The 18,270-nt window shown below is 68.7% G+C and carries 17 protein-coding genes; 7 read left to right on the forward strand and 10 right to left on the reverse strand.

Features of this window, described 5'->3' with window-relative positions; genetic code table 11:
• Positions 1 to 5: 5 nt before the first annotated feature.
• The 3 genes from grpE to LRA89_RS05595 form a co-directional block, all read right to left on the reverse strand.
• On the reverse strand, positions 6 to 563 hold the full coding sequence (gene grpE, locus LRA89_RS05585) for a nucleotide exchange factor GrpE (RefSeq protein ID WP_055760972.1): 558 nt from the start codon (positions 561 to 563) through the stop codon (positions 6 to 8).
• 19 nt (positions 564 to 582) lie between these two features.
• Complete coding sequence (gene hrcA / locus LRA89_RS05590) at positions 583 to 1,623, reverse strand: heat-inducible transcriptional repressor HrcA (RefSeq protein ID WP_230769352.1); 1,041 nt, start codon at positions 1,621 to 1,623, stop codon at positions 583 to 585.
• Between the two features lie 213 nt (positions 1,624 to 1,836).
• Positions 1,837 to 2,337 carry a DUF6438 domain-containing protein gene (locus LRA89_RS05595; RefSeq protein WP_230769353.1) on the reverse strand — a complete coding sequence of 167 codons (501 nt, stop codon included), beginning with the start codon at positions 2,335 to 2,337 and terminating at the stop codon, positions 1,837 to 1,839.
• 115 nt (positions 2,338 to 2,452) lie between these two features.
• On the opposite strand from LRA89_RS05595, the gene rph reads away from it, so the two are divergent.
• Genes rph through LRA89_RS05610 form a run of 3 tightly spaced genes read left to right on the forward strand, consistent with a single transcriptional unit; the run spans position 2,453 to position 4,084 of the window.
• The gene (gene rph / locus LRA89_RS05600; protein ID WP_056495808.1) at positions 2,453 to 3,169 is read left to right on the forward strand and encodes a ribonuclease PH; all 717 of its coding nucleotides are present in this window, start codon (positions 2,453 to 2,455) and stop codon (positions 3,167 to 3,169) included.
• Complete coding sequence (gene rdgB, locus LRA89_RS05605) at positions 3,166 to 3,795, forward strand: RdgB/HAM1 family non-canonical purine NTP pyrophosphatase (RefSeq protein WP_230769354.1); 630 nt, start codon at positions 3,166 to 3,168, stop codon at positions 3,793 to 3,795. Before rph ends, rdgB begins: the two co-directional genes overlap by 4 nt.
• A gap of 55 nt (positions 3,796 to 3,850) precedes the next feature.
• On the forward strand, positions 3,851 to 4,084 hold the full coding sequence (locus tag LRA89_RS05610; RefSeq protein WP_200909810.1) for a hypothetical protein: 234 nt from the start codon (positions 3,851 to 3,853) through the stop codon (positions 4,082 to 4,084).
• Positions 4,085 to 4,343: 259 nt separating this feature from the next.
• Here the strand turns inward: LRA89_RS05610 and LRA89_RS05615 are convergent, their stop codons facing one another.
• On the reverse strand, positions 4,344 to 4,907 hold the full coding sequence (locus LRA89_RS05615) for a CAP domain-containing protein (RefSeq protein ID WP_230769355.1): 564 nt from the start codon (positions 4,905 to 4,907) through the stop codon (positions 4,344 to 4,346).
• Between the two features lie 20 nt (positions 4,908 to 4,927).
• Here LRA89_RS05615 and hemW point away from each other — a divergent pair, with 20 nt between their 5' ends.
• On the forward strand, positions 4,928 to 6,076 hold the full coding sequence (hemW, locus tag LRA89_RS05620) for a radical SAM family heme chaperone HemW (protein ID WP_230769356.1): 1,149 nt from the start codon (positions 4,928 to 4,930) through the stop codon (positions 6,074 to 6,076).
• Positions 6,077 to 6,197: 121 nt separating this feature from the next.
• Here hemW and LRA89_RS05625 read toward each other — a convergent pair whose 3' ends face one another.
• A complete protein-coding gene (locus LRA89_RS05625; RefSeq protein WP_230769357.1) occupies positions 6,198 to 6,593 on the reverse strand; it encodes a VOC family protein in 396 nt (131 codons plus the stop codon).
• A 141-nt stretch (positions 6,594 to 6,734) separates the two neighbouring features.
• Between LRA89_RS05625 and LRA89_RS05630 the strand changes: the two genes are divergently transcribed.
• Positions 6,735 to 7,730, forward strand: coding sequence for a N(4)-(beta-N-acetylglucosaminyl)-L-asparaginase (locus LRA89_RS05630; protein WP_230769358.1), 996 nt, complete (start codon positions 6,735 to 6,737; stop codon positions 7,728 to 7,730).
• On the opposite strand, the gene nagE is transcribed toward LRA89_RS05630, so the two are convergent.
• The 5 genes from nagE to LRA89_RS05655 all read right to left on the reverse strand — a co-directional run bounded on the left by nagE (position 7,731) and on the right by LRA89_RS05655 (position 14,953).
• Positions 7,731 to 9,413, reverse strand: coding sequence for an N-acetylglucosamine-specific PTS transporter subunit IIBC (nagE, locus tag LRA89_RS05635; RefSeq protein WP_230769359.1), 1,683 nt, complete (start codon positions 9,411 to 9,413; stop codon positions 7,731 to 7,733).
• Entirely contained in the window at positions 9,410 to 11,917 is a 2,508-nt protein-coding gene (gene ptsP, locus LRA89_RS05640) for a phosphoenolpyruvate--protein phosphotransferase (protein WP_230769360.1), read from the reverse strand. The genes nagE and ptsP overlap by 4 nt, the downstream gene beginning before the upstream one ends.
• Positions 11,918 to 11,993: 76 nt before the next feature.
• Complete coding sequence (gene nagA / locus LRA89_RS05645) at positions 11,994 to 13,121, reverse strand: N-acetylglucosamine-6-phosphate deacetylase (RefSeq protein WP_056495791.1); 1,128 nt, start codon at positions 13,119 to 13,121, stop codon at positions 11,994 to 11,996.
• The gene (locus LRA89_RS05650) at positions 13,118 to 14,179 is read right to left on the reverse strand and encodes an SIS domain-containing protein (protein WP_056495788.1); all 1,062 of its coding nucleotides are present in this window, start codon (positions 14,177 to 14,179) and stop codon (positions 13,118 to 13,120) included. Before LRA89_RS05650 ends, nagA begins: the two co-directional genes overlap by 4 nt.
• Positions 14,180 to 14,215: 36 nt before the next feature.
• Positions 14,216 to 14,953, reverse strand: a complete 738-nt coding sequence (locus LRA89_RS05655; protein ID WP_055761552.1) for a GntR family transcriptional regulator — start codon at positions 14,951 to 14,953, stop codon at positions 14,216 to 14,218.
• A 201-nt stretch (positions 14,954 to 15,154) separates the two neighbouring features.
• On the opposite strand from LRA89_RS05655, the gene LRA89_RS05660 reads away from it, so the two are divergent.
• Both LRA89_RS05660 and LRA89_RS05665 read left to right on the forward strand, forming a co-directional pair.
• Positions 15,155 to 15,307: a hypothetical protein gene (locus tag LRA89_RS05660; RefSeq protein ID WP_230769361.1), complete on the forward strand. Its 153-nt coding sequence runs from the start codon at positions 15,155 to 15,157 to the stop codon at positions 15,305 to 15,307.
• Positions 15,308 to 15,500: 193 nt separating this feature from the next.
• Positions 15,501 to 18,269, forward strand: coding sequence for a TonB-dependent receptor (locus LRA89_RS05665; protein WP_230769362.1), 2,769 nt, complete (start codon positions 15,501 to 15,503; stop codon positions 18,267 to 18,269).
• Position 18,270: the final 1 nt, after the last annotated feature.

Genomic DNA, 18,270 nt, shown 5'->3' on the forward strand with positions numbered 1-18,270 from the left:
GTCGGTCAGGCGTCGCCCTCCGGCGCCTTGGCCACGCCGACCAGCGCTGGGCGCAGCAACCGGTCGCGGATCATGTAGCCGGTCTGGATTTCCTGCACGACGGTGCCGGGGGCGGCATCCTTCGACGGCACCTCGAACATCGCCTGGTGGCGGTTCGGATCGAGCGACTCGCCGACCGCGTTCATCTTCGTGATGCCATGGCGGCTGAACACGCTCTCCAGCTCGCGGCCGGTCGCTTCCAGCCCGGTGACGAGGCCCTTCATCCGCTCCTCGCCGCGCAGATCGTCGGGGATCGCCGACAGCGCGCGGGCGAGATTGTCGGCGACCGACAGGATGTCGCGCGAAAAGGCGGTCGCGGCATAGGCGCGGGCATCGGCCACTTCCTTTTCGGCGCGGCGGCGGACGTTCTGCAGATCGGCACGGGCATAGAGCACCTCGGCCTGCGCATCGGCCAGCTTCGCTTCCAGCTCGGCGGCACGATCCGCCTCGGCGACTTCGGGCGCGGCCTCGGCGGTGGCTTCGCGCAGGTCGGCGGTATCGTCGTTCGCGGGAGTATCGGTCATTCCACTCTCTTCTTACTCATCAACCAAGAAGCCGCGCCAGCGTCGCGGCAGTAAAATCCACCATGGGCACGACACGCGCATAGTTCAACCGGACGGGGCCGATCACCCCCACCACGCCGACCACGCGCCCGTCGAGCGCGCGCACCGGCTTGGCGATCACCGACGATCCGGTCAATGCGAACAGCTTGTTTTCCGACCCGATAAAAATACGCGCAGCATCGCCGCCCTGTGCCGATTCGAGCAGCCGGGCGATCTCCTCCTTGCCCTCCAGCTCGTCGAGCAACTGCCGCACCCGGTCGAGATCGCTCGACGCCGCCTCGTCGAGCAGCCGCGCCTGCCCGCGCACGATCAGCACCGGGCGGTGGCCGCCGTCCTCGCTCCATACCGCCAACCCACGTTCGATCAGCACGCGCGCGGTGGCATCCAGTTCGGCGCGCTCCTGCCCGATCTCGGCAAGGATGCGCGCGCGCGCCTCCCCCAACGTCATGCCCGACAGGCGGGCGGTCAGGTAATTGGCCGCCTCGGCCAGCGCCGCCGAACCGGTGCCGGGGACAAGATCGACCACGCGATTCTCGACCGATCCGTCCGCCCCGACCAAGATGGCCAGCGCGCGATCGGCCGACAGCGGCACGAACGACACCTGCCGCAACACCGGCTCGCGCTTGGGCACCAGCACGAGGCCAGCGCTGGCCGACAGGCCGGACAGCGCGGTCGCGGTGGCGGCGAGCGCTTCCTCGACCGGCCCGGCACTCTGGACCTGCGCGGAGAGCGCGGCGCGTTCCTGCGCCGACGGCTCCATCGCGTGCATCATGCCGTCGACGAACAGGCGCAGCCCGCTCTCGGTCGGCATCCGCCCGGCGCTGACATGTGGTGCTGCGAGCAGCCCGGCTTCCTCAAGATCCTGCATCACGCCGCGAATCGAGGCTGGCGACAGGTTCAGCCCCGACAGTTGCGCGATGGTGCGCGATCCCACCGGCGTGCCCGTAGACAGATAGGAATCGACGACGATCCGAAACACGTCGCGCGCCCGGTCGGTCAGTTCGTGGATCGGCTGGGCCATGCCCTGAATGTAGGGGGAAGATCGCGGCGGCGGAACCCTTAACAGGCTGTTTGAAAACTCGCGGAAGGGCGAGTTTCGAGGCGGTGCCGGCCCGCTCCCCCACCCGACCACCCATCAAGGATACGCTGTGGGTGACCGGGAGGGGGAGCGGGCCGGCACCGCAAAACGCGCATCGACGCGTTTTCAAACGGATTCCAAGTCTCCCCCCACCGATCAACCGGCCTTGATATAGCTCGCGACCGGCAGTTCGCTGATCGCGCCGCGCAACGCCTCGCCGGTCCGGCCGCCGTCGGCAGCACCACAGCCGTAATAATAGGACAGTTTCTGCGATGCGCCGCTGAGTTCGCTCCACCGCACCTCGACCGAGGGCATGTCGGTCGGCGCATTGCCGCATCCCGGCTGGCCCGGTTGCAGCAGCCGGTCGCCCTGCGCCGGACGATAGGGCTGGAGCTTGGCGGCGAAGGCGCGATATTGCGCGGGCGTCGCCTGGAACGATCGCACGCCACTGACGGCGGTGAAGCGCTTGCCCTCGAAGGTGCCGCGCCCGTCGGGCTGGATCGTCACCATATAGACCGGACAGGTGCCAAAACACGGCGAGGTTTCGTAACTGATCGTCTCACGCTCGATCGCGACCGGCTTGCCCCCCTCGGTATTGCCGATCGCCATCACGCAGCCGCCCAGCAGCGGCACCAGTCCCAAGGCGATGATCTTCATGGTCGTCCTCCCGTTGGCGCATCGTTTCGCGCGCGTATCGTCGATACCGCGGCGTGACTGGCGCGGGGATGAACGGACCGCTAGGGCATGTCGCCAAGTTTTCCAGGAGAATCCCATGCGCCCCTCCGGCCGCACCCCCGACGAAATGCGCCCCATCACGATCCAGACCGGCTATACCCGCCATGCCGAAGGGTCGTGCCTGATCGGCTTCGGCGACACCCGCGTGCTGGTGACGGCGTCGGTCGAGGAGCGCCTGCCGCCATGGCTGCGCGGTAAGGGCGAGGGCTGGATCACCGCCGAATATGGCATGCTGCCGCGCGCCACCCACACCCGCGGCAGCCGTGAGGCAGCCAAGGGCAAGCAGTCGGGCCGGACGCAGGAAATCCAGCGGCTGATCGGGCGTTCCCTTCGAGCGGTGGTCGACCTGAAGGCGCTGGGCGAGCGGCAGATCACGCTCGATTGCGACGTATTGCAGGCCGATGGCGGCACCCGCACCGCCGCGATCTCGGGCGCATGGGTGGCACTGCGGCTCGCGGTCGACGGGCTGCTGCGCGAGGGCAAGCTGAGCGTCGATCCGATCAGCCGGCAGGTCGCGGCGATCAGTTGCGGCATCCACAATGGCACGCCGGTGCTCGACCTCGACTATATCGAGGATTCGGCCGCCGACGCCGACGCCAATTTCGTGCTGACCAGCGACAACAACATCGCCGAGGTGCAGGCGACCGCCGAAGGCGCCTGCTACGACGAGGAAGCATTGCTCCGCCTTCTCCGCCTCGCCCGCATCGGTTGCGGCCGAATCTTCGCCGAACAGCTCCGGGCAACCGGCCGGTGAGCGGCGAGGGCAAGGACCCCCAGGCGATCCGCAAGCTTGCCCCCGGCAAGCTCGTCATCGCCAGCCATAACCCGGGCAAGATCCGTGAGATCGCGGCGCTGCTCGGCCCGTACGGCGTGACGCCGATTTCGGCGGGCGAACTCGACCTGCCCGAGCCGGAAGAGACCGGCACGACCTTCGTCGCCAATGCCGAGTTGAAGGCGTTGCAGGCGGCCGACCTGTCGGGCCTGCCCGCGCTGGCCGACGACAGCGGCCTGTGCGTCGAGGCGCTGGGCGGCGATCCGGGCATCTTCTCGGCGCGCTGGGCCGGGCCGTCGAAGGATTTCGACGCGGCGATGCGGCTGGTCGAGGAACGGATGCAGGCGACCGGTCCCGATCACAGCCGCGCCGCGCATTTCGTCTGCGCGCTGGCACTGGCGTGGCCCGACGGCCATGTCGAATGGTTCGAGGGGCGGGTCGACGGCACATTGGTATCGCCACCGCGCGGCGCCAACGGCTTTGGCTATGACGCGATGTTCCAGGCCGACGGCATGGCGCAGACCTATGGCGAGATCGATCCCGACCATAAACATGCGATCAGCCACCGTGCCGATGCGTTCGCGCAACTGGTACGCGCGGTATTCTGACGGAACGGCCGGGGCTGCCGGGGCATTGATCCCGGCAGCCGACAGGGAGCCTGATGTGAGTGATGAAACCGTGAAGATCCGCCACCGCGAAATCGCGGTCGAACATCTGCTGTTCTGGACGATGCGCTATGTCGAACGGCGACTGCCCGGCCTGCTCGACTCGCTCGACCTCAGCCTCGACAAGCTCGGCGACCCGTCGCACGGCGAGGACAAGAACGACGACAAGGTCCGCCACATCGCCGCCAAGATCGTCGCCGGCGCACGCGAGGACATGAAGGACGGCGAGTAACGCTGCTCGGAACCGATCAAGGTTCCATCGTCACCCCGGACCTGTTCCGGGGTGACGATAGCGGCAAAGGGGTCGAACCGCCCTAGGACCGATCGACATTCAGCCGGACGGCGGCTCAGGTGCCTCCCCTCCCTGACAAGGGAGGGGCCGGGGGTGGGTCGGCTGCTAAGGAAACGTACGCGCTCCACAACCGGCCAACCCACCCCCAACCCCTCCCTTGTCAGGGAGGGGAGCAGATTGGGTTGAATGTCGACCCGCCCTAGAACGCCCGCTGACCGACGATATTGCCGGCGGGCACGTAACGGCAGGCGATGAAATCGTCCTTCGCATTGCTCGCCTCGGCGCAGCCATAGCGCTGCGTCGTGCGCCACAGGATCTGGGTATAGTGCGCCACGTCGCCGAAATTGCCGGTGTTCGACGACGCCGGCACCGCGACCGGCAGATAATAGCGCTTCTCCGCCACCCAATGCCCCACCATCTCGTCGTAGCGATAGGCGCCGCGCGTGCCGGTCCACAGGTTCTCGCCCTGTTCGGGCGTCCCGCGCGGCTGTGGCGAATGCTCGAACTTTCCCGTCCGCGCCATCTCGCTGGCATAGCGCTTGGCATCGGCCGCCAGCGCCGGGTCCCACACCAGCGGCGGCAACCCCGCCTCGGCGCGCGCGGCACGGTGGCCCGCTTCCATCGCCTGTCGCAGCAGCGCCGCGCCGCGTGGCGCGACACCATCGAACGCGCGCGGTTCGACCACCCGTTCGGGGCCGCTCGCCGGCACCGCCGAACATCCCCCCAGCAGCAGCGCCGCCGTCAATATTTGTATCCCACGCATACGCCCCATATGGGGCACGCATGTCTGCCGACCAACCGCCACTCGCGCTCTACGTCCACTGGCCGTTCTGCGTGTCGAAATGCCCCTATTGCGACTTCAACAGCCATGTCCGCGAGCGGGTGGATCAGGACGCATGGGCAAGCGCGCTGCTCGCCGATCTGGCGCATGAGGCGGCGCTGCTGCCCGGACGCCGGCTCGCCTCGATCTTCTTCGGCGGCGGCACGCCCTCGCTGATGCCGCCCGCCACCGTCGCGGCGATCATCGACGCCGCCTGCCGCCTCTGGCCGCCGCTGCCCGACCTGGAGATCACGCTGGAGGCCAATCCCTCCTCGGTCGAGGCGGCGCGCTTCGCCGAGATCGCCGCCGCCGGGGTCAACCGCGTGTCGCTGGGCGTGCAGGCGCTAGACGATACCGCGCTCGCCTTTCTCGGCCGGGCGCATGGCGTCGACGAGGCATTGGGCGCGCTCGCCATCGCCCAGCGCCATTTCGCGCGGGTCAGCTTCGACCTGATCTACGCCCGCCCGGGTCATTCGCTGCCGGCATGGGAGGCCGAACTCGCCCGCGCGCTGTCGTTCGGCACCGAACATCTCTCGCTCTATCAACTGACGATCGAACCCGGCACCCGCTTCGCCACGCTGGCCGCCAAGGGCGAACTGACCCTGCCCGACGTCGACCTCGCCGCCGACCTGTTCGAGATGACGCAAGGAATGACCGCCACCGCCGGCCTGCCGCTGTACGAAATATCCAACCATGCCCGGCCGGGCGCGGAGAGCCGCCACAACCTCACCTATTGGCGCTATCGCGACTATGCCGGCATCGGCCCCGGCGCGCATGGCCGGCGCGGTGGCATGGCGACGCAGCGCCATCGCAAGCCCGAAAACTGGATCGCCGCCGTCGCGCGCAACGGCCACGGCACCGAACGCGAGGACGCGCTGACCCGCCAAGAGCGCGTGACCGAAGCGCTGGTGATGGGGCTACGCATGGCCGAGGGGATCGACCTTGCCCGGATCGCCCGGCTCGGCGAACGGACCATCGGCGAGGTCGTGCAACTCGATCGGGTCGAAACGCTGATCCGACAGGGGCTGCTCGCCCATGACGGCGACCGGCTGGCGCTAACCCCGGCCGGCATTCCCGTGCTCGACGCGGTCCTGCGCGAGATCGCGGTCTAGGCCCAATCGACATTCAGCTCTGAGCGGCATGCGGCTCGGCGTTTTGGGTCGAACGCACTGTCCTCTCCGTCACCCCGGACTTGTTCCGGGGTGACAGTACGGCGAGGAAGGTCGACCCGGTTCAAGCTGCCGGGTCCATCCATACCGGGCCGAAGCCATGGCCGTCGGGGTCCTCGAACGCGCGGCTGTACATAGTGCCCTCGTCCTCCGCCCCATGCACCTCGCGCCCGCCCGCCGCGAGCGCGGCTTGCGTGATCGCATCGACCGCGTCCCGGCTGTCGAGGCCGAGCGCGATCAGCGCGCCGCTGGCGGCATGAGCGTCGGCGACCGGCTTGTGCGCCAGCGTGGCGTAGAAATCGCGCTCGAGCAGCATGATCCGCACGGTATCGATCCAGATCATCGCCGCGGCATGCGGCCCCGACAGCCGGTCGTCCCTCACCATGCCGATCGCCTGATAAAAGGCGCTCGACCGGGCGACGTCGGCGACGGGCAGGCTGATGAAGAGCGACCTCGGCATATGCTTCCTCCCACGGCAGCGGACGGCAGGATCGTCGCGCAACCATCGCCCCCGGACAAGCGATGAATCCCGCCTTGTCGCTTGCGCCCGCCGCACCTGCCCAGCACAGTCGCGCACCGACCGTATCAAGCAGGAACCGCCATGCCACCGATCACCCGCCGCACCGCGATCGCCGGCCTCGCCGCCGGCGGCACCGCCGCCGCCCTTCCCGCCCGGCCGCGCGCGGCCACACCGTTCCGCATCGCTTCGACCTGGGACTTCGGGGTGGCGGCCAATGATGCGGCGGTCGCGCGCTTCCGCGCGGGCGGCACCCTGATCGACGCACTGGAAGCCGGCGCGAAGGTGCCCGAGGCGGATCTGGCCAATCATTCGGTCGGCAAGGGCGGCTATCCCGACCGCGACGGCATCGTCACGCTCGACGCGGTCATCATGGACGATCGCGGCCATGTCGGCGCGGTCGCCGCGATGGAGGACATCGCCCACCCCATCTCGGTCGCGCGCGCGGTGATGGAGCGCACGCCGCACACTTTTCTGGTCGGCGACGGCGCACGCCGGTTCGCGCTGGAAAACGGCTTCCGGCCCGAAAAGCTGCTGACGCCGGAGGCCGAGGCCGAATGGCGCAAATGGCTGCAAACGTCGAAATACGCGCCCCAGGCGAACAGCGAGAACCGCCGTACCCCGCTCGGCGGGCCGCTCGACCATGACACGATCGGCATGATCGCCCGCGCCCCCGACGGCGCGCTCGCCGGGGCCTGCACCACCTCGGGCATGGCGTTCAAGCTGCACGGCCGGGTCGGCGACAGCCCACAGGTCGGCAGCGGACTGTTCGTCGAGGGTGGCGTGGGCGCGGCGACCGCGACCGGGCTGGGCGAGGAAGTCACCCGCATCGCCGGCACCGCGCGCGTCGTGTCGTCGATGCGCGCCGGCCTGTCCCCCGCCGCCGCCTGCCGCGAGGCGGTCGAACATATCGCCCGGCTGCGTGGGACCGCGCTCGACGGGGTGCAGGTCGGCTTCCTCGCGATGGACCGCGCCGGGCAGGTCGGCGCGTTCGCGCTGCTGCCGGGCTTCACCTATGCGGTGGCGGGCGACGACGGGCGCAGCACCGTCGTCAAATCGGCCAGCCTGCGCCCCGCCTGATTACGGGAGCAGGTGGACGATACCGGGCGCCACCTGCACCGCCGCGCGAACCCCCGGCACGCGCGCCAGCGCGCCCACGTCGACCGGCTGGCGAAGCTCGACGCGGATGCGGCCGGCCAGCATCGTCGCCTTCGCCACCGCCGCCGCGCCACCCAGCGCCGCCAGCACGTCGGCCGCCAGCGTGACCGGCGGTTCGGCGGCGGGAGCGACCGCGGCAACCGTCACCGGTGCGGTGCCGATGGCGTTGCCCGCCTCGCGGATTTCCTCGGCGACCTGATCGGCGACAGGGCCGACGATCACCTGCACCGCGCGCGCCGACGGGCGCAGCACGCCCATCGCCCCCAGCGCCTTCAACGTAGCCTCGTCGACCATCGCCTGATCGACGACCAGCAGCCGCAGCCGGGTGGTGCAGGCACCGATGCTCGACAGATTGGCCATGCCGCCCAGCGCCGCCAGATAGGCCGCCCCGCGCGGCGTCTCGGCCCCGCCTGCCGCCGGTCCGGCAACCGGCGCGCCCGCGTCGCGCCCCGGCGTCTTGAGATCGAAACGGACGATGAAGAAGCGGAACACGCCGTAATACAGCGCGAAATAGACGAGGCCGACCGGCAGCAGCAGCAGCGGCTTCGTCGCCTTGCCATAGTTCAGGACATAATCGAACAACCCGGCCGAAAAGCCGAAGCCGAGCTTCACCCCCAGCCAGTTCATCACCGCCATCGACAAGCCGGTCAGCACCGCATGGACCCCGTAGAGGACGGGGGCGAGGAACATGAACGAGAATTCGATCGGCTCGGTCACGCCGGTCAGGAAGCTGGTGAGCGCGAGGCTGAGCAGCATGCCGCCCACCGCCTTGCGCCGTTCGGGCAACGCCGACCGGTACATGGCAAGGCACGCGGCGGGCAGACCGAACATCATGACGGGGAAGAACCCGGCCATGAACGCCCCGGCATTTGGATCGCCGGCAAAGAAGCGCCGCAGATCGCCCGTCGTCCCCTCGAAATCGCCCAGCACGAACCACGCGACGTTGTTCAGGATGTGGTGCAGCCCGGTGACGAGCAGCAACCGGTTGAGCAGGCCGAAGCCGAACAGCCCGAAGCTTCCCGACGCCACCAGCCCACGGCTGGTCAGGTCGAGCCCGGTGCTGATCCCGCCGAAGCTCAGCCCCACGATCGCGGCGATGGCGATGCCGGCCAGCCCGCTGACGATCGGCACAAAGCGCCGCCCGCCGAAGAAGGCGAGATATTCGGGCACCTTGATCGTGGCGAACCGGTTGTAGAAGCTGCCGCCGATCAGGCCGGAGACGATACCGATCGGCACGTCGAGCTTGGCAAACGCCTTGGCCTTCCACGCGGCGGACAGTGTCGCGGCGATGCCCTCCTCGAACCCCTTCGTCACCTCGGCCGGCACGGTCAGGAATACCGGACCGCCGTTCTTGACGACCAGATAGCAGACCACCCCGGCAAGACACGCCGCGCCATTGCCGTCGCGGGCGATGCCGCACGCCACGCCGATCGCGAACAACAGCCCCAGATTGGCGAACAGCGCATCGCCCGCCGCCGCCAGCAGGCCGATGTCGAGCAGGTCGGGCTGGCCCAGCCGCAGCAGCAGCCCGGCCACCGGCAGCACCGCGATCGGCAGCATCAATGCCCGGCCGATCGGCTGGAGCAGTTCGATCATCGACCTCATGCGGCTTGCTCCTTCAGGAAATCACGAACCATCGCGCGCACCTCGCCCGCCGATGCGGCGGCAAGGGCGCGGGTTGCCAGCGCGTGGCAGCGATCGATCGACAGGGTGCGCACCAGCGCCTTGAGTTCGGGCACGAAGCGCGGTGCCGCCGACAATTCGGTGATGCCGAGGCCAATCAGCAACGGCACCGCGAGGCCATCGGACGCAAGGCCGCCGCACACCCCGACCCAGCGGCCATGGCGCGCCGCGCCTTGCGCGGTGTGCGCGATCAACTGCAACACGGCGGGGTGCAGCCCGTCGATCCCGGCGGCGACCGCCGGATTGCCGCGATCCATCGCCAGCGCATATTGGGTCAGGTCGTTGGTGCCGATCGACAGGAAGTCGGCATGGCCCGCAAGCGTCCCCGCCGTCACCGCCGCCGCCGGCGTCTCGACCATGATGCCGACCTCGACCCGTTCGGCGATGCCCATCTCGCCGCGTAACCGGTCGACGACCGCGCGGACCGCGACGATCTCGGCAACGCTCGCCACCATCGGGATCATGATCCGGCACTGCCCGACCGGCCGGACCGACAGGATGCCACGCAACTGCGCCTCAAGGATCTCGGGCATCGCCAGCGCGACGCGGATGCCGCGCAGCCCCAGCGCCGGATTCTCCTCCGGCGCGATCGGCAGATAGGGGGCGGGCTTGTCCCCACCGACGTCGAGCAGCCGCACGATCAGCGGTCGCCCGTCGAGCACCCCGGCAATCTCGCCGTACAGCGCCGCCTGTTCGGTCGCATCGGGCGCGGTGTCGCGTTCGAGGAACAGGAATTCGGTGCGCAACAGCCCCGATCCTTCCGCACCGTTCGCCATCGCGATCCGCGCATCCTCGACCGAGCCGAGATTCGCGAACGCCTCGATCCGCACGCCGTCAGCGGTGCGGCACGCCTCACCCGCCGCTGCCAGCGCCGCCGCCGCCGCATCGGCACGCCGCCCGGCGATGGCGCGCGCTTCCATCAGCACGGCTTCGGGCGGATCGACATGGACCACGCCGCCATCGGCATCGAGGATCAACGTCGTTCCGTCCGCGACGTCCTGCAACGCCGCGCCGATCGCGACCAGCGCGGGCAGCCCCATCGTCCCGGCAAGGATCGCGACGTGCGAGGTCGGCCCGCCGCGCTCGATCGCCAGGCCGACGACCGCGGCGGGATCGAGCGCCATCACCTGCGATGGCAGCAGATCGTCGGCGAGCAGGATCGTGCCCGGCGCGAACGCCAGCGCCGCTGTCTCCGCGCCCGTCAGTTCGGCCAGCACCTGCCGTTCGAGGTCGAGCAGATCGTCGGCCCGCTCGGCCAGCCGGGGATCGCCCAGCCCTTTCAGCACCATCGCCTGTGCCCGGGTCGCGCCCCGCCACGCATGGCCCGCATCCTGTCCGCCGACGATCCCGCGATCGGCTTCGGCGCGCAGGTCGTCGTCGTCCAGGAACGCGATATGCGCCGCGCGGATCGCCGCCCCCGCCCCGGTGCCCGGTGCCGCCGCCAGTCGCGCCCGCACCGCGCCCAATGCGCGTTCGAGCCGCTGCGCCTCCACCTCAATGCCCTGCCCGTCGACCGGCACCTCGATCTCGGCGACGCGCAGCCAGCGCGCGGTGCCGATCGCATAGCCCGCCGCTGCCAGCGTACCGCCAAGCTGCCCGGCGGGCAGGTCGCGCAATCGTGTCGGGGCGGGCGCGATCGGTGCCGGCGGCGGTGCGTCGAGCGCCGTCGCCTCGCCCATGCCGCCCTCGATCAGCGCGACCAGTGCCGCGACCGCGTGCGCCGCGTCCGCGCCGCTCGCGCGGACCTCGATCACGTCGCCATGCCGAATGCCGAGGCCGAGCAGCCCGACCGCGCCGCGCGTCGTCGCCTGCGCGCCGCCCTTCGCCAGCCAGCTCGTCGCCGAAAAGCCCTTGGCGACGTCGCCGATCCGGGCGGCGGGCCGGGCATGGATGCCATGCGCCATCGGCACGCGAACCTCGGCGGAGATCAATTCGCCGCCCGTCTCCGCCACCGCCTCGCGCGCCGCGACCGGCTCCAGCGTCAGCACCACGTCGCCGGGTTCGACCATCCGCCCGCCGCCGTGCGCGACGATGCGGAACGCATCGCCATTGGTGACGAGGATCGGGGTGACGACCGACGGCGCGGCGCACACGATCGCGTCGAGATCGAACTCGATCAGCACCTGCCCCTGTGTCACCCGCTCACCCGGCGCGACGCGCGCGGTGAACGGCGCGCCGCCCAGTTGCACCGTGTCGATGCCGATGTGCATCAACAGCTCGACCCCGCCGGTCCCGCGCAACGTGATCGCATGGCCGCCGGAATGGAGCGTCAGCACCTCGCCGTCGCACGGTGCGTGCAGGCTGGTGCCGACGGGATCGATCGCGATGCCGTCGCCCAGCATGCGCCCGGCGAACACCGCATCGGGCACCTCGTCCAGCGAACAGGCCCAGCCCTTCATGGGCGCGGTCAGGCGGATGGCGGTCATGGGCGGCCTCTTGCTTGGGTGGACCCACCCCCCGGTCGGTCGCTGCCCGTTGACGATGTTCCGGCGCTACCGCCGGTCAGAAGACGCGGACGCCACCGATCCAGGTGCCGCGTACGGTCAGGTCGGGGGCCAGCCAGACGAAGTCGGCGTTGCCGCCGACGATCAGGCTGCCGATCCGGTGCGACAGGCGCAGGAACGCGGCGGGATTGGCCGATGCCATCGCCACCGCGTCGACCAGATCGACGCCCAGCGCATGGGTGTTGGCCACCGCCTGCGCCATGTCGAGATCGCAGCCGGCCAGCGTCCCGTCGGGGCCGACGCACACGCCGTTCTCGACATGGATCGGCCAGCCGTTCAGCACGAATTCCTTGGTATCGGCCCCCACGGTCGGCATCGCGTCCGTCACCAGCATGAACCGGTCGTGCGGCCGCGCCGCCAGCGCCACGCGGATCGCGGCGGGGTGGAGATGCGCGCCATCGACGATCAGCCCGGCATAGACGCTCCGGTCCTCCAGCACCGCGCCGACGACGCCCGGATCGCGGTGCCGAAGCGGCGACATGGCATTGTAGAGGTGGGTGACGCCGCGCGCACCCGCATCGATCGCGGCGCGCGCCTGTTCATAGGTCGCGTCGCTATGGCCGATGCTGACGATCACGCCCGCCGCGACCAGCCGCCCGATCGCCGCCGTGTCGTTGCGTTCGGGGGCCAGCGTCACCATCACCACGCCCTTGCGCGGGCGGGTCAGCAACTCGATCGCCGCATCGTCCAGCGCGCGGAAATGCGCCGCATCGTGGATGCCCTTGCGCACCGGGTTCAGGAACGGCCCTTCGACATGGATGCCGACGACGCCGGGCACCCCCTGTTCGATCGCCGCATCCACCGCGTCCAGCGCGGTCGCGACGACGTCCAGCCGGTCGCTGATGAGCGTGGGCAGGAACGCGGTGGTGCCATAGCGGGCATGCGCCGCGCCGATCGCGGCGATCCCCTCGACACTCGGCGTGTCGTTGAACAACACGCCCCCGCCCCCGTTCACCTGCGTATCGACGAAACCGGGCACCAGCCAGCCGCCGCCCAGGTCGATCGTCTCGGCCGCGCCATCGACATGGAAGTCGGCGATCCGCCCGTCCTCGACCCGGAACGCGCACGATGCGCCGTCGCAGCCTTCGGCGAGCACGCGCCCGCCGTGAAAAACGAAGCCGCTCATCGGGTTTCGGTCACTTTGCGCAGGTGCGGCGGCGCGTCGGGGTTCAGGCCCCGCCGCCGCGACACGGTTTCGATCATGCGATAGAAGCTCTGGATCATCAGGATCGGTTCGATCGCGGGATGGCTGCGCAATACGGGCGGATGGCTGTCGTCGCTCGCCGCATCGGCCAGATGCACCGCAGCCCCCCGCCCGGCGAACTCCGCCGCCGCCGCGCGTACGTCGTCGCCCGCCTCGTCCGACGTCGCGAAGCCCAGCAACGGAAAGCCGTCGTCGATGATCGCCATCGGCCCGTGGCGCACCTCGGCGCTGCTGAACGCCTCGGCATGCAGTGCCGACGTTTCCTTCATCTTGAGCGCCGCTTCCTGCGCGATGCCGAAGCTGTAGCCGCGCCCGATCACGAACAGGTTGCGCGCCGCCACCAGCGTATCGACCACCGCACTCCAGTCGAGTGCGAACGCCTGCTCCAATTGCGCCGGCGCGGCATCCAGCGCGTCGAGCAGCGCCCGGTCCTCGCTCCAATGCGCGGCGACCGCCGCCAGCCCGGCGAGCGACGCGATGAACGACTTGGTCGCCGCGACCGACGTTTCCGCGCCGGCCGACAGCGGCAGCACGACATCGGCCAGCGCAGCGAGCGGCGCGTCCTCGACGTTCACCAGCGCCACGACCCGCGCGCCGGCCGCCTTGTAGCTCTCGACGGTGCGCAGCAGGTCGGGGCTGCGGCCCGATTGCGACACCGCGATCACCAGCGCGTTCATCCGCTCCATCCGCGTCGCATAGACCGACGCGACCGACGGCGCGGCGCTGGCGACCGGCACGCCGCACAGCGTCTCGATCAGATATTTGCCATAGGTCGCGGCATGGTCCGACGATCCGCGGGCGCAGGTGACGACCAGCGCCGGCGGATCGGCGCGCAACTGCGCGCCCAGATCAGCCAATGCCTGCGCGTTGCGTGCCAGGAAGCGGGCGACCGCCTGCCCCCCCTCGGCCGCCTCGCGGTGCATCGCGGTCGGTTCATGGGCGGCGGTCTGGGCCGGGTCGGCCGACAGGATGGACGTCATATACCCCCTAGAGTGCTCCGACCCGGACTGCCCGGATCAGCTCGCGTTCAGTTCGGCGACCACGTCATAGGCGTCGCCACGATAATAGGACTGGGTGAACTCGACCGTGTCGCCATCGGCCAGAAAGCCGCGACGTTCGATGAACAGCCCGGCATGGCCGGTCTCGACGCCCAGCCGCCGCGCCTGTTCGGCGGGAAAGGCCATCGCGCGCAGCCGTTGCAACGCGCGCACCGGCCGGCATCCCGCCGCCTCCAGCGCGGCATAGAGCGAATCGCCCACCGCATCGACCGAGGGCAGGCAATGCCCCGCGATCGTCGCATATTCGACCGCCATCGGCACGTCGTCGGCATAGCGCATCCGCTGGAAGCGATAGACCGGCGTGCCGGGCGACAGGCCGAGCGACATCGATTCCTCGGGCGTCACCAGCCCCGCCGACTTCGATACCCATTCGCTGGCGGGCACGCGCCCGCGCGCCATCATGTCCTCCGAAAAGGACGACAGCTTGGAAAAGCTCTTCTCGACCCGCGCCGCGACGAAGGTGCCCGCCCCGCGCCGCCGCACGACCAGTCCTTCGTTGGCCAGCCCCTCGATCGCCTTGCGCACGGTGATGCGTGACACGTCATATTCGGCGGCCAGCTCGCGTTCGGGCGGGATCACATCGTCCTGCACCAACACCTTTCGTTCGATCGCGGTACGAACCAGTTGCTGGAGCTGAACATAGAGCGGGGCGTGCGCGTCATCGCGCAGCCGCCCCACCCGCTCATAGAAACTCATGCCGACGCCCTTCGAAACCATCTGCCGCGCAGCGTAGGGGGTGGCTTGGATATTCACAACCGATACGCATAGGTATGTTTTTGGTATTGGGCAATTCGGTTTTTTGGCCTGCTTCGTCCCTGCGGCATCCTATCGCGACTGCCCGGTGTCGACGCTTCGCCCGACATGACACCGCTCCCCCGGCCATGTCGCCTCATACCAATGGATCAGAACACCGCCGTCCGCATGTTTCCGGCGCATTTCGCCACCAGCGCCCATCATCGGCCCGTTGAAATTTCGCTGCGCCAATGCGGCACTTACGGCACGAAAACCAAACTCCGCCGCATCGATCACGAACAAATTTCTCACCAGTGATGTAGGTTTTCATTTTTATGTAGATTTTATGATCTAAATTGGTCACACTCCGATCGACCAAAAAGAGCCGACATGGTACCAATATGGAACCAATGCTCGGCCAATTGTCGTGTTGCGCAAGCGTTGCCGCATCGTCGCGGCCATTCGGGGGGGCGCATTACCGCGCCCGGACATTGCAAAGGGGATCGGGTCCATGGCTTTCTCGCGTTACGCATATCTCGCCACCACCGCGCTCGTCGCGCTGGCCGCGCCGGCCATGGCGCAGACCGCGCCGACCACGGCGGGTGACGACGATCTCATCACCGTCACCGGCATCCGCAAGTCGATCGCGGACTCGATCGCGACCAAGCGTAACGCCGACTCGATCGTCGACGTCATCTCGGCCGAAGACGTCGGCAAGCTGCCCGACAGCAACATCGCCGATTCGCTCGCCCGCCTGCCCGGCGTCACCGTCGACCGCCAGTTCGGCGAAGGCGAGCAGCTTTCGATCGCCGGCACCGAACCCGCGCTCAACCGCGTCACGATCGACGGCCACTCGGTCGCCTCGGCCGACTGGGGCGGCAACCCGTCCGACCGGTCGAGCCGCAGCTTCAACTATTCGCTGCTGTCGCCCACGATCATCAGCCAGGCGGTGCTCTACAAGACGCCCGAGGCACGGCTGCAGGAAGGCGCCATCGGCGGCACCGTCGACATCGTGACGCGCAAGCCGCTCGACCTGAAGTCGGGCACGATCGCGGCGACCGCCGGCGGCGAATACAACGACCGGGCAAAGCGCGGCAGCTTCCGTGGTTCGGCGCTGTATAGCTGGAAGAACGCCGACGAGACGATCGGCTTCCTCGGCTCGATCAGCTACGACAAGGAACAGTTGAGCCGTGCCGGCGTCGCCAGCTACTGGTATCGCACCGGTGCCGCGCTGCTCGAAAGCTATCCCAAGGACGCGAACGGCAACATCATCTATGCCGGCCCGAACGGCACGGTCGCCAGCGGTGCCACGATCAACGGTTCGCGCCCGAACGCGGCGACGATCTCGGCGTTCAGCGCGTCGCGCTATGCCTCGTTCCTCGCCCGCGAATTCTTCAAGCAGGAGCGCGAGCGCATCAGCTTCAGCGGCGCGATCCAGGCCAAGCCGACCGACGATCTGACCGTAACCGGCACCGCGCTGGTCATCCGCGGCAATTACGACAACGTGTCGAACTCCGAATATACCTATGGCTTCGAAGGATCGCGGATGACCGCGGCAACCTTCGTTCCCGGGCAGAACGGCCAGCCGGGCATCGTCGATTCGGCGACCTTCACCGGCATCACCTCGGGCACCGGCTCGACCGGCCAGCTCGACACCTATTATCGCCGCACCCGCCTCAAGAACGACTCGGTCTCGCTGCTGGTCGACTGGACGCCGGGCGAGTGGAGCATCACCGGCAACGTCGGCGCCACCCGCGCGACCGGCGGCAAGGACCCCGAATATCTGCTCGACTTCCGTACGCAGCAGGGCTTCACCGCCGGCGCGAACGGCCGCAACACGCAGGTCAACTGGAACTCGCCGGCGAGCGACCCGACCAAGTGGCTGAGCAACTTCACCGCCAACGGCGGCGAGAACATCACCGCTCCCGATGGCCGCCGCTTCTTCGGTCGCCAGATCGGCGGCATCCCGCTCCAGTCGGGCTTCACCACCGACAGCGAGATCTTCGGTGAAGTGAACGTCAAGCGCGACGTCGAATTCGGCCCGATTAAGGCGATCCTGTTCGGTGGCCGCTATGCGTCGCACCTGAACGGCAACACGACCTACAGCAACGCCGTCTACACCAACCAGAACTACACGCTGGCCGATCTCGACTTCTATGTGCAGGACAAGAACCTGTACAACGGCCTCGGCACCTCGGGGAACGGCACGCCCTATGCCACGCTGGACAAGGACGGCATTCTCGCCGCGCTGACGAAGTACGGCAATTTCACGGCCGATCGCGGTCTGTCGACCAGCGAATACTGGCGGGTCCGTGAAAAAATCGCCGCCGGATACGTTCAGGCCAATTTCGAACTGGGCCAGTTCCGCGGGAACGTCGGCGGACGGCTGGTCAACACCCGCGACGAATCGAGCTTCTTCATCTCGAGCGGCGGCCGCACCGCGCCGACCCGCGTGAACAGCGACGAAACCCGGTTCCTGCCCGCCGCGAACCTGATCTACACCGCCAGCGACGAAGTAACGCTGCGTGCCTCCGCCGCCAAGGTGATCGCCCGCGCTCGGTACGGCGATCTGGCCGGTTCGGTTTCGCTGACCGACACGTTCGTCGGCACCGACGGTCGTGCCAACGGCACCGGCAGCGGCGGCAACCCCGACCTGAAGCCCTATGCGGCGACCAACTATGGCCTGTCGGCCGAATGGTATTTCGCTCCGGCCAGCTTCCTCGCCGCCGAATTCTTCTACCGCGACATTTCCAACTATGTCGGCAATGCGGTGGATGAGGGTGTCGAGTTCACGAACACCGCCACGGGCCGCAGCGGCGTGTATGCCATCACCCGTCCCGTCAACGGCGGCAAGGCATCGGTCACGGGCTTCTCGCTGTCGGGCAACACCAACATCGCCTATGGCTTCGGCGTGCAGGGCAGCTACACCTTTGCCGATGCGGAAACCCCGTTCGCCAACGGCCTGCCGTTCCTGTCGCGGCACACCTTCACGATCGTGCCGTATTTCGAGGAAGGTCCGTTCCAGGCGCGCGTCAGCTACAACCGCCGGTCGAAGTATTTCTATCGCTTCGGCCGTCAGGCAAGCTCGGACTATACCGATCGCTATCGCCAGCTCGACGCGCAGATCAGCTATGCCGTGACCGACGGGATCGGCATCACGGCGGCGGCATCGAACCTGCTCGACGAAACCTACTATCAGTACAGCAGCACGCCCGACGCCCCCACGTCGATCTACAAGAACGGCCGGGTTTTCTCGCTCAGCGCCACGTTCCGCATGTAAC

Source organism: Sphingomonas sp. Leaf4 (assembly GCF_920939515.1).
Taxonomy (GTDB): Bacteria; Pseudomonadota; Alphaproteobacteria; order Sphingomonadales; family Sphingomonadaceae; genus Sphingomonas.

Bases quoted from the DNA above. Each gene is read 5' to 3' on its own strand.
- grpE (WP_055760972.1), bottom strand. From the start codon at position 563: ATGACCGATACTCCCGCGAACGACGATACCGCCGACCTGCGCGAAGCC.
- hrcA (WP_230769352.1), bottom strand. From the start codon at position 1,623: ATGGCCCAGCCGATCCACGAACTGACCGACCGGGCGCGCGACGTGTTT.
- LRA89_RS05595 (WP_230769353.1), bottom strand. From the start codon at position 2,337: ATGAAGATCATCGCCTTGGGACTGGTGCCGCTGCTGGGCGGCTGCGTG.
- rph (WP_056495808.1), top strand. From the start codon at position 2,453: ATGCGCCCCTCCGGCCGCACCCCCGACGAAATGCGCCCCATCACGATC.
- LRA89_RS05615 (WP_230769355.1), bottom strand. From the start codon at position 4,907: ATGCGTGGGATACAAATATTGACGGCGGCGCTGCTGCTGGGGGGATGT.
- hemW (WP_230769356.1), top strand. From the start codon at position 4,928: ATGTCTGCCGACCAACCGCCACTCGCGCTCTACGTCCACTGGCCGTTC.
- LRA89_RS05625 (WP_230769357.1), bottom strand. From the start codon at position 6,593: ATGCCGAGGTCGCTCTTCATCAGCCTGCCCGTCGCCGACGTCGCCCGG.
- LRA89_RS05630 (WP_230769358.1), top strand. From the start codon at position 6,735: ATGCCACCGATCACCCGCCGCACCGCGATCGCCGGCCTCGCCGCCGGC.
- nagE (WP_230769359.1), bottom strand. From the start codon at position 9,413: ATGAGGTCGATGATCGAACTGCTCCAGCCGATCGGCCGGGCATTGATG.
- ptsP (WP_230769360.1), bottom strand. From the start codon at position 11,917: ATGACCGCCATCCGCCTGACCGCGCCCATGAAGGGCTGGGCCTGTTCG.
- nagA (WP_056495791.1), bottom strand. From the start codon at position 13,121: ATGAGCGGCTTCGTTTTTCACGGCGGGCGCGTGCTCGCCGAAGGCTGC.
- LRA89_RS05650 (WP_056495788.1), bottom strand. From the start codon at position 14,179: ATGACGTCCATCCTGTCGGCCGACCCGGCCCAGACCGCCGCCCATGAA.
- LRA89_RS05655 (WP_055761552.1), bottom strand. From the start codon at position 14,953: ATGAGTTTCTATGAGCGGGTGGGGCGGCTGCGCGATGACGCGCACGCC.
- LRA89_RS05660 (WP_230769361.1), top strand. From the start codon at position 15,155: ATGGATCAGAACACCGCCGTCCGCATGTTTCCGGCGCATTTCGCCACC.
- LRA89_RS05665 (WP_230769362.1), top strand. From the start codon at position 15,501: ATGGCTTTCTCGCGTTACGCATATCTCGCCACCACCGCGCTCGTCGCG.